This window comes from Pseudomonas synxantha BG33R (genome assembly GCF_000263715.2).
In the GTDB taxonomy this organism is placed as follows: Bacteria; Pseudomonadota; Gammaproteobacteria; order Pseudomonadales; family Pseudomonadaceae; genus Aquipseudomonas; species Aquipseudomonas synxantha_A.
In genome coordinates, this window is record NZ_CM001514.1 from 3,115,482 (window position 1) to 3,125,637 (window position 10,156).

General features: G+C 56.1%; 8 protein-coding genes. 4 read left to right on the forward strand and 4 right to left on the reverse strand.

The annotated features are described in order from the left end of the window. Positions 1–211: 211 nt before the first annotated feature. A complete protein-coding gene (locus PSEBG33_RS13550; protein WP_005788265.1) occupies positions 212–724 on the forward strand; it encodes a GNAT family N-acetyltransferase in 513 nt (170 codons plus the stop codon). Here PSEBG33_RS13550 and PSEBG33_RS13545 read toward each other — a convergent pair. Further along, positions 721–1,413, reverse strand: coding sequence for an aspartate/glutamate racemase family protein (locus PSEBG33_RS13545; protein WP_005788267.1), 693 nt, complete (start codon positions 1,411–1,413; stop codon positions 721–723). The two genes, PSEBG33_RS13550 and PSEBG33_RS13545, sit on opposite strands and share 4 nt — an antisense overlap. Before the next feature lie 256 nt (positions 1,414–1,669). Between PSEBG33_RS13545 and PSEBG33_RS13540 the strand changes: the two genes are divergently transcribed. The 3 genes from PSEBG33_RS13540 to PSEBG33_RS13530 all read left to right on the forward strand — a co-directional run bounded on the left by PSEBG33_RS13540 (position 1,670) and on the right by PSEBG33_RS13530 (position 4,396). Further along, on the forward strand, positions 1,670–3,028 hold the full coding sequence (locus PSEBG33_RS13540; protein WP_005788269.1) for a M10 family metallopeptidase C-terminal domain-containing protein: 1,359 nt from the start codon (positions 1,670–1,672) through the stop codon (positions 3,026–3,028). Positions 3,029–3,124: 96 nt separating this feature from the next. Continuing rightward, positions 3,125–3,619: a hypothetical protein gene (locus PSEBG33_RS13535; protein ID WP_005788270.1), complete on the forward strand. Its 495-nt coding sequence runs from the start codon at positions 3,125–3,127 to the stop codon at positions 3,617–3,619. 105 nt (positions 3,620–3,724) lie between these two features. Next, positions 3,725–4,396 (forward strand): DUF3313 domain-containing protein, encoded by a 672-nt coding sequence (locus tag PSEBG33_RS13530; RefSeq protein ID WP_005788271.1) that lies wholly within the window; start codon positions 3,725–3,727, stop codon positions 4,394–4,396. Positions 4,397–4,415: 19 nt separating this feature from the next. Here PSEBG33_RS13530 and PSEBG33_RS13525 read toward each other — a convergent pair whose 3' ends face one another. The 3 genes from PSEBG33_RS13525 to PSEBG33_RS27380 form a co-directional block, all read right to left on the reverse strand. Then, positions 4,416–5,816, reverse strand: a complete 1,401-nt coding sequence (locus PSEBG33_RS13525) for a DUF1254 domain-containing protein (RefSeq protein ID WP_005788274.1) — start codon at positions 5,814–5,816, stop codon at positions 4,416–4,418. Between the two features lie 121 nt (positions 5,817–5,937). Continuing rightward, positions 5,938–6,300, reverse strand: a complete 363-nt coding sequence (locus PSEBG33_RS13520) for a response regulator (RefSeq protein ID WP_005788275.1) — start codon at positions 6,298–6,300, stop codon at positions 5,938–5,940. Positions 6,301–6,558: 258 nt separating this feature from the next. Next, positions 6,559–10,146 (reverse strand): hypothetical protein, encoded by a 3,588-nt coding sequence (locus PSEBG33_RS27380; RefSeq protein WP_005788277.1) that lies wholly within the window; start codon positions 10,144–10,146, stop codon positions 6,559–6,561. Positions 10,147–10,156 lie beyond the last annotated feature (10 nt).

The following is a 10,156-nucleotide window of genomic DNA, read 5'->3' on the forward strand; positions in this document are numbered from 1 at the left end:
GACTTTTTTTGTTGTTCTCGTCACAGGGTGAAGGCCGGGACCTGGGTTCAGGGGGCAGGGCCTGGGTTGAGTATCGATGTTGCACGGCTGGACTGCCATCGTTCAGATGCAGGATGGCGCTGGTTGATGTGTGGGAAAACGCCGGGCTCGTCAGGCGCCTGACTTTGCCCCTACACTGGTCCGCCATTGGTCTTTCAAAGGATGAAACACAATGCACGCACCTGAGCCCCATATCGTGATCCAGCGCTTTACCGAGGCCCACCTTGAGGGCGTCGCCGCGCTCTACAACGAACCGGCGGTCTGCCGTCAGGTGCTGCAAATGCCTTTCCAATCGGTGGAAGCCTGGCGCAAGCGTTTGGTGATGGATAACGAGCGGCGCTTGCAGTTGGTGGCGGTACATGGCGGTGAAGTGGTTGGCCAACTGGGCCTGGAGCAGTACCTGCGCGTGCGTCAGAGCCATGTCGGTTCGTTCGGCATGGGCGTGGCGACTGCCTGGCAGGGCAAGGGCGTCGGCTCGCGGCTGTTGACCGCCGCGCTGGACGTCGCCGACAACTGGATGAACCTGCACCGCGTGGAACTGACGGTGTATGCCGACAACGAAGCCGCGCATCACCTGTATCGCAAGTTCGGCTTCGAAGTGGAGGGGCGGTTGCGCGATTACGCCCTGCGTGACGGTGCGTTTGTCGACACCCTGAGCATGGCGCGCCTGCGCAAGTCGGCTTAATCCGCTAGAGCAAACGCCACCGCCGCCTGTGCATGCAGCGCGGTGGTGTCCAGCAGCGGCAGGGCGCTGTGTTCGGGCTGGATCAACAGGCAGATTTCCGTGCAGCCGAGGATGACCGCCTGGGCGCCGCGCGCGGCGAGCGCCTGGATCACCCGCTGATACACCTGGCGCGAGGCGTCGCTGATGACCCCCACGCACAACTCTTCATAAATGATTCGGTGCACTTGCTTGCGCTCATCCGCGTCCGGTATCAGCACGGTCAGGCCCTGGGCGGCGAGACGGGATTTGAGGAAGTCCTGTTCCATGGTGAAACCGGTGCCGAGCAGACCTACCTTCAAGGTACCGGCCTCCAACGCCGCGGCCGCCGTGGCGTCGGCAATATGCAGGAATGGAATCGACACCGCCGCCTCGATACGCGGCGCCACCAGGTGCATGGTATTGGTACACAGCACCACGCACTCGGCGCCCCCTGCCTGCAAACGGCGCGCGGCGTCCTCCAGGATCAGCGCGGTATCGTCCCAGCGACCGGCGTGCTGGGCCTGCTCCACCGGGCCGAAGTCCACGCTGTACAGCAAAATCTGCGCGCTGCGCAAAGGGCCAAGCTGGTCACGTACGCGCTGGTTGATGAGGCGGTAATACTCGGCGCTGGATTCCCAGCTCATGCCGCCGATAAGGCCGATGGTGCGCATGCAATGCTCCGGACAAGGGGATGAGGCTTCACCTTACCCAATGAAGGCGGTTCGTTACAGCTGTCATCTGTACCTGGGGTTACATCCTTTGAAGGCCGGACGCCGGCGGGAGTTTTTGCCAACGCTACCAGGCGAGCCGCGTCTCAAGTGCCAAGTCAGTTTTGGAACTGTCTTGTGTAGGAATACCACTGATACGCAGGTCACTAATCTGCCGTCAGACGAGTAGACAAATTCCCAATTCCCTTAGGACTACCTCATGAATATTGATCCGAACATTGCTTTGACAAGGTTAAACGCCACCAGCGTGGCACACAGGACTGTCGTCGAAATTGATCATGCAGGCGACCGCGGCAATCAAATTAAATATCGCCAAGTTTCATTGTCCACGGACCAAGTATTAGAGAGGTCAAAACATGCCAGCGGATTTGCGGGTTCACTGCGTCCCGGGGACCCCGCGGAGGTGACGTATGAGTTCTCCAATCGTGCCGAAACGGGCGCCACGACCAGCCGGTTCACAGAAACACAAAAAGGCGTCATCCGTGAGACTCTGAATAATTTCAGCGATGCTGCAAATATTCGGTTCAAAGAGTCTGTCAATGCAAAATCCCATCATATGCAGTTTAAGGTTGATGGCAGTAGCTTCAAGTGGCAGGCCCCCTGGTATGCACCCGTGTCCGATGATCAGCCCGGCAGGGTGCTGGTAACGCTGAGCCAGGGCCATGTCGATGGGCTGGAAAAACCCAATAATTTTGGGCGTCACGTCATTGCAAAGGCGACGGCCTTTAAATTAGGGCTTCCTGACCCGGCGCCCACAGCATCGCAAAGCAAGTACGCGGAAAATACGCTGGCTTACACGCTAAGAAGTCCTTTTCTGGAAAACCGCTCAGACCATCGCTTTAATAAATCCCATGGTGAGGGCAATCAGTATTCAAGTACACCGATGATGGATGATATCGCTCTCATGCAAGATCGATTCGGTGTGAACCTTCAAACGCGTACGGGAGATACGACATATGGCTTTAACTCAAATGCCGATCGTGAAGTATTCAAATTGGCGTCGGGCGATGATTTACCATTATTTTGCGTGTGGGACGCCGGTGGTAAAGACACATTCGATTTCTCCGCATTCAAGCAAGATCAGGTTATCAACTTAAGGTCGGGCAGCTTCTCTAATGTAGGGGGAGGCATAGGGAACGTTTCGATCGCCAATGGCGTCACCATCGAACGGGCTATTGGCGGTGCTGGCAATGACATTTTAATTGGCAATGACGTCGGTAACGAACTGGAGGGCGGTGAGGGCGATGACATTTTTTATGTCAAGGCGAACTCTGGCACTAACAAGCTGACTGGCGGGCCGGGTAAAAATACCTTCGTTATTGGCGCGAATGATTCATCCGTCAGCTTGGGAAGCACAACAATAACGGACTTTGTCAGCGGCAAGGATAAATTGGATACTTCCGCCCTGCGCGCAGCCCACCCTCAACTCACCGTCACCAGCGAGTATTATCGTAGCCATAAGCTCACCTTATTGCGTTTCGATTTCGATGGCGACAAAAATGAAGACTTCATAATGAGCATAAGTGGGCGAATCGCGCGTTCCGATTTCCGCGTTTGACCTCGTTCGCCCTATTCGTACGCGTTACTCGCCCCTTGAGCGGCTGCATCTGCCATGATGACGCTTCGCGACCTGGCTCACCCAAGGAAATCCGCAATGGACGATGTACAGCAACTGGGCGAGATGCTTCGTCATTACGCCGATAGCGAAGCACACAAACAGCAGCAGTTCGACCTGCAATCAGCACGTTGGGCGCAGAAGCTTGGCGAGCTGTTCGGCCAGATTGAACAGTGGCTGGAGCCGGTAAAAACCGTAGGCTTGCTGGAAGTTCAGCGCGAGGCTTACACCGCCAGCAGCCCGAGCGTGCCGGTGGAGAGTTCACCCTTCAAGAGCGAAAAACTCAGTGTGCATATCACTGGCAAAAGCGTGGAGTTCGTGCCGGATGTGATGGGCGTCGGTGGTTTGATTTCAGTGTCGGTGATGGGCCTCACCGCCGCCCGCCACGGCAGTGTGTCGCTGGTCCTGCCGGCGGATAAGCACGACTGGCTGTGGAAGAAAACCAACGGCCTGAAAGACCCGGACACCTTCGGTTTCGACGCCAACTTCCTGGCCGCTCAGCTGCAAAGCCTGATCCCTCGCGAACGCGCATGATCGGCACAGAAAAAAACAGGCTCTGCATTTAATCAGGTGCATTGCCCAAGTATTGGCTATACCTAAATCTCATTCTTACGATGATGGTCGCCAGGGAGTTCAACAATGAAGTTAAGGCTCATGATCAGCACACTGTGCGTCGCCTCGCTCGGCATGGCAGGCTGTGCCAGCAAGGTGCCGCAACCGGATGAGTATTCAGGGTTTCTCTCCAATTACAGCCAGCTCAAGGAAGCCAAGTCGCCCTCCGGGGCAGAGGTGATGCGCTGGGTCGATCCGCAGTTGGACTTGAGCCGCTACACCGCGGCGTACATCGAGCCTACCCAGTTCTATCCCAAACCCCAGGCCACCGCAAAGATTCCGGACAGCACCCTGCGGGGCATCAGCGATTATTACAATCAGGCGCTCAGGCGTGAACTGGCCAAGTCACTGCCCCTGGCCAATGCTCCAGGCCCAGGCGTGATCGTGGTGCGTGCGGCGATTACCGCCGTGAGCAGCAAGACCGAAAGCCTCAAACCCTACGAGTTTATCCCCGTGGCTCTGGTGGCCGCAGCAGTCAGCACCGGCACGGGTATCCGCGATCAGGAGACCACGCTGGGCACTGAGGCGCAGTTCCTCGATGGAGGCACGAACAAAGTGGTGGCCCAGGTGGTGCGCAAAGGCACCGGCAAGCCATTGGCCAATGACTCACAGGTGCTCAAGGCCGACGACGTGAAAGTTGTCATTGACGGCTGGGCGTCGGACCTGCATCAGTCCTACGTGAAGCTCAAAAAACATTGAGCCTCGGCAAGCCCAGGTGCTATTTCAGCGGTGTCAACGGGGGCAGCTTCCATTGACCGTTACCCACCTCGGGCTTGGGCAGGTAAATACGCAGGACCGCATAGAACGGACCGGGCGGGGCCGGCAGCCAATTGCTCTGTTCGGCTTTCGGTGGCTCGTGGTGTTGCAGCGCCAGGGTGAGGCCACCGTCGGCGTCACGCTGGAGGGCCGGTAACATCCGCGAGTTGATCAGGTAGCGCTTCTTGTGGTTGGGCACCAGCAATTTTGTCTTGGCGTCGTACAGGGTCAGCGACCAGAACGCATCGGCCGGTGGCAACTGGTCCTTGGCAAAATGCACGGTGTAGCTGTGGCGTGCGCCGTTGGCCGGCTTACCCTCACTGTCGACGATGTAGCTCAGGTGAGCCGCTTCGTCGCTGGAGTGACCGAAAATGCCTAACTCGGCACCGGCGTAGCGATACAGGTAGTTGTTTTGCAGACGGTCGCGGCTACCGAACAGATCAGCCTGGGCAACCTGATGAGTGTCGAGTTTGTCCTTCTTGAAGGCGGCAAATTCGGCCCGGCCATCGGCGATGCCTTCTTCCAGGGCCTTGCGCTGTTCTGCTGTCAATTGGTTGACCTTGAACGGCGCACCCGGCGCTATGCCGATTTTGGCAAAGCGCGCCAGCAGGTCTTTTTCGCTGTCCTGTGGGGCGGCGAAGGCCAGCATGAAGTTCAGGTAGCGAAACAGTTGCGGGCCTTCGGTCATGGTCGCCGTCGGCTTGGGCCATTCGATCTTCGGCACCTTGGCCGGGGCAGGCTGCTTCACATAGCTGCTCAGGGGTTGCACTTTATAGCCGCTCTGGATTTGCTTGACCTTGCCCAGGTCCTTGTCATCGAACAGCTGCGTGCGGTACAGGGCGTAGGCGATGTTGCTTTCTCTGTAGACCACTCGGTCGATGTCCACCGGTTGCTGACCTTTCCAGTCAGGCCCGGCGATCATGTAGTGACCGCCGTTGTTGCCGGTGCTGCGGGTGCCCAGGTAAGCAATGTTCTGGGAATAGAGGTCGATCAACTGCACCGAGTAGTAGCGCTCGTCTTCAATCCTGGGCAGGGTCAGTACCAGAGGCTCTTTGCGCAGGTCCATCCATACGAATGAGTAGGGTGTGTCGGCGTTCGGGCTAGGGAGCGCGGTGTCCTTGGGGGTCAATACCTGCGCGGTATTACCGATATGGTTGAACGGCGCCTTGAAGTGGGCGCCGCCCTTGTCAACGGCCTGGGTGTAGAGCGTCTTGTACATTTGCACCACCGGGAAACCGTACAGGTAGGCTTCCTTGGCGATTGCCCGGGCTTCACTCGGGCTGGCGGTGAAGTCAGCCCAGGCGCCGGTACTCATAAATATCGAGAGGCTCGCCAACAGCAGGCGCGTCGGTTTTCCAATCATGTTGTTGCGTCCTTCCTGAGTTCTGTCTAAGAGCGTGAGGTGAAGGCGCAGAGTTTCCAGTTTTATTGGCTGAACGTCACGTTAATCCCTTCGTCGACGCGGACAGATCCTAAAGGAGGTGTCAGGCTGGAAGCATTGATTTGACTTTGTCACGTAGTTGGTCGATGGAAAATGGCTTGGCGATCACCTGCATGCCGGACGTCGCATCAATATTTTCGGCATAGCCACTGGCAAATAGAATAGGCAGGGTGGGGCGCAGTTCGCGGACCTTGGTCGCCAGCTCCTTGCCATTCATGTCTGGCAGGCCGACGTCGGTCATCATCAAGTCGATCACCTGGCTGGTGTCTTGCACCCTTTCGAGTGCCTTTTCGGCGTCAGCGGCCTCAAGCACCTTGAAATCCAACTCTTCGAGTACATCCACGATCAGCATGCGCACGATGGCATCGTCTTCGACTACAAGGATGGTGGATGCTTCAGCGGGCATAAGGGAGATTCCTGAAAAATAAAGGGCGTGTCTTCAACGCTTGAAAGACCATTCTCTAATGAGTCGCGTCGATCTCGGCAAGTTCCGTTGCGGTGGGGTATTGTGAAGGGAATAGAGGCAAATGTCGCGTTGAGAGCGATGCATCGTGTTCTTGGCGTAATGGAGTAACGCCCTACTGTTGAGATACCACGTCTTCGACGTAGAAGGCGCCAATGGCACTGCCCAAGAATGCCATTGACGCACGTGATCGTACGAAGGTTAAAGATTTGCGTTGATCAGGGCATGCGGGTTGTTGTAGGGCACGGTATGGGTAAAGCTTTCTTCGGTGAAATAGCTGGCGTTGAATGCCGGTACGCCGCTTGCAACGTCGACAGGATTGAGCGTGCCGGCGCTCCACCCGCTGTTCAAAGAGACTTCCAGCCCCCGGCGCATTGAGGCCTCATCCGGGAAGGTCGCCAATCCGAAGTTGGGGTTAAAGAAAAACCATTCTTTCTCGTTGTTTGGGGTCAGGGTGACGCCTGCGAGCAGCCCATGATCTTTGGTACTGATCCTCAAGAGTGTCGGACGTGTTGCGTTGGTGAGTTCGTCGATGATGCCGGTGTACGCTAACTGGCTGAAGGGTTGTGTGCCGTGATAATTACTACTCAGAACCTGATGCATTTGGTTCAGCTGGTTACGAAAAGCCTTTACGTTCTTGTCGTCAGTATGCTCAGCTGCTTTCATAAAGTTATTGATGAACTCATCCCTGCGGCCGCGCAAAATAGCCAGCGCCATAGTATTCACAATGGCTGCGCACTCTCCATTTGAAGCCAGGTCCGTTTGGCTGAGGTAGAGGTTTTGCGGCATCTCGTAGGTCCTGCCCCCTTGGGCAACCATCTCTTTTTGAAAGATTTTGTAGTGTTCACGGCTAGTGTCCGCCATGCGTTTTTGTATCTCCTTGGCCAAAGTGCCTACCGCTTCGGGATCATTGACCTTCGTGACCGCCAGATCCCTCACCTCTGATTGCTTCATCGTCGGGTGGTAGCCTGGGACATCTTCGGCCACGCCCGAGTCAAAGCCTTGTTTGTACCCCGCGCTATCATTTCTCTGGACGGTCTCTAGTACTTCTCTGAATTTATCGCGGGTGGTTGTTGGATTGGGTGCAGCATACCTGGCTAACCAATCGATAAAGTTGCTGTTTATCTGACCATTGGCGGCAACCGTTGCAGGTGTGAAATCAACCAGCGCAGCTCCGTAAGGCTTCTGCGTGATCGGGTCGTAGGCGTACCACTTGCCCTCTCGAAATACAGCACCACCTTCGACCGTCTGCTCTGTAATCTTGTAGGTACCGGTTGCGACGATGCCCTCCTGTTTACTGGCGGCTTTAAGCAGGTCATAACTACCGGTTGCGCCTTTGAGCATGTTCACGCATTCGAGCCCCTTGGTCGCAATTTTATGGATCAGGGTCCCAACCCCGGTTATCCCGCCGACCAGACCGCCGAGTACGTTGAGTGAATCAATTGCCATTGCACCGAAGAGCTTTGCTGTCTTCACGGCCCTGGCGCCAGCACTAAAGGTCCGCACGCCCCTGAGGGCGGCATTGCCGGCTTGCGCAGCTTTGCCCACGCCAAAAGTGAGGAATCCGAGGATATCGAAGGCCAGGTCAGATACCGCCTCGCCGTAGTTGCCTTGCCGAACGTTGTTAACGGCAGACCGAAATGGGATCAGATTGAGCAGGAACTCACCCACCTGACTATCGCCCATCCGATCATGTTCGAAGGAAGTAACGCTCTTGGCGTAATTGAGTAACTCCTTGCGGTCGAGGTCCATTTTTTCCAGGTAGAAACTGGCAATCGCATTGGTTCGGCTGGAGTCGAAGCTATTGGGAATCGCATCACTGCCAGGTTTTTCTGCAGAGTCAGGGGCCGGCGAGTTGGTGAAAGGGTGATAAGGCCTTGATATCGCGTGGAGTTGTTCCCCGGCCTTATTGGTTTTTTCTAGGGTGAGCAGGCCAGGGAAATTTGAGATCAGCTCGTTTTTTTTCTCGATACTGCCGGTGCTGGTGTTGATGTGGTAGAGATTTTCCACGCCCTCTCGGGTGGTTTTCACATACAAGGTACGGTCACGTTTGACCAACTCTAATCTACCGTTCTTTGTTTTGCGGTATTCATCGCTGTAGAAGTATTCAAGTTTGCCGAATTCAAAGTTTTTGCGATCTTCCAATGGCTGCTCGCCAATCAGATGTTTGACCATCCCATGGTGGCCTTTCTTTTGTGCCGCTATAGCCTTTTCATATTGATCCATGAAGTTTGCGGTGATGTCACACTCTTCGGTGCGTGCAAAGCGATTGAATGCAGTGATCGGAATCCGTTTGTCGTTGGTGATCCATGCGTATTTTTCCCCTAGACGCTCCCCCTCCAGCAGAATATCGAGCATGGAGCGCATTCTCGGGTCACCGCTGGGAGCGCGGCCATCACCGGTGTAACGCTTGGCCAATACTCGAGCTTCGAAAACCGCCGGATCAACGTCGGGAAACTCAGCTTTCAGGCAGTCAAGCGCCATCTCCGTGCGATTGGGGATAGGCACTTGTATGGAAGAAGAGATATCCGTCAGCGATTTCAGATGGTTGTTGTAAGCCACCCTGACCTGTTCGATTTGTGAAGGTGCAGGTTCGCTGTTATGGGGGGACAGCAGGTTTCGGGTTATCCCCCAAAGTATCAAGGCATCGCGCTGGGCCGTTTGAACGGCGTAGGTATTGGCCGGTAAGGATTCTGCTGCTATCAGCACTTCGGCATAGGTCATGCCGGGAACCCGACCAGGTGTGTGGGCTTCGATTTTTGCGGCGGCGATGGTCAGTTGGGCCCACAGGGCACTGCCGACTTTCACGCTGGAAGGGATGTCCTTGATCAGGTACTCAGGCGCGCGGCCGGCCAACAGCAGGTAGGCCCCCACCTTGGCCATTTCCGGGGACGTTTTGCCTTTATCGATCAGCCAATTGGACAGGTTATCGATGATAGCGGACGCAGGCTTACCCCAGTGCTGGTTGCTGGCCAGATCGAAACCGGCGATTTTATTGCGATGAGGAGCGGTGATCGACTCCGGGTCCAACTGCAATGTGATGCCCGCCAAGAGGTAGTCTGTCACGCTGCTGTCGCTGGCAAGGCCTTGCATTCGCTCCTGCAGGTCTTTGCCCATCAACTGTGCCTGCGGGGTACGGATCAGTGCCTGCAGTATTTTAGCCGGATCATCCTGAGGCCCTGTGGTAATGGGTTGCTGGTAGCGCAGGAACTCCAATACACCGCCTTTGGTTTGCATCAATAACGGCTTATCACCCAGCGCATGTTCTTGATTCAGGGTGATGTTACGCAAGCGTCGTTGTTCATCTTCGCTCAAGGGCACCGGCCAGGACAGCGCGCCGCTCAGGTTGCCCAGCGGGTTTTCCATCGAGCGGCTGGTCACCGTGGACGCGAGGCCCGTGAGTTGGACATGGCTACTGGGCAACGGCAACCCCAGGAACTTCTTGATGAAGGTCTCCAGGGTCACACTGCCACCCGCTTCTTCAGCGTAGGAAGATCCAGGGTGAATATCCAGCGGGGTGTTGCCAAGCGCGGCGAGGACGGCTGAGGGCTGCGCCTCTTCACCCAGTTTCGCCGCAATCTGCTGGAGCTTTTGGCCCAGTGACTTCAAATTTTCTTTGTCTGCCAACTGGGCGGCCAAACCGGTTTTCCGGGGAGGTATCAGGCTGGTGCGCGCAGGGGGGGACGATAGGGTCGATTGAGTTTTAGGGGTGTCGGGGGCTTGTGTTTCTTCAGGGAATGGAATGGCGCTTGACACAGAGGACAAAGCACGTGGCTCGATATTCAACATGATAGATAAA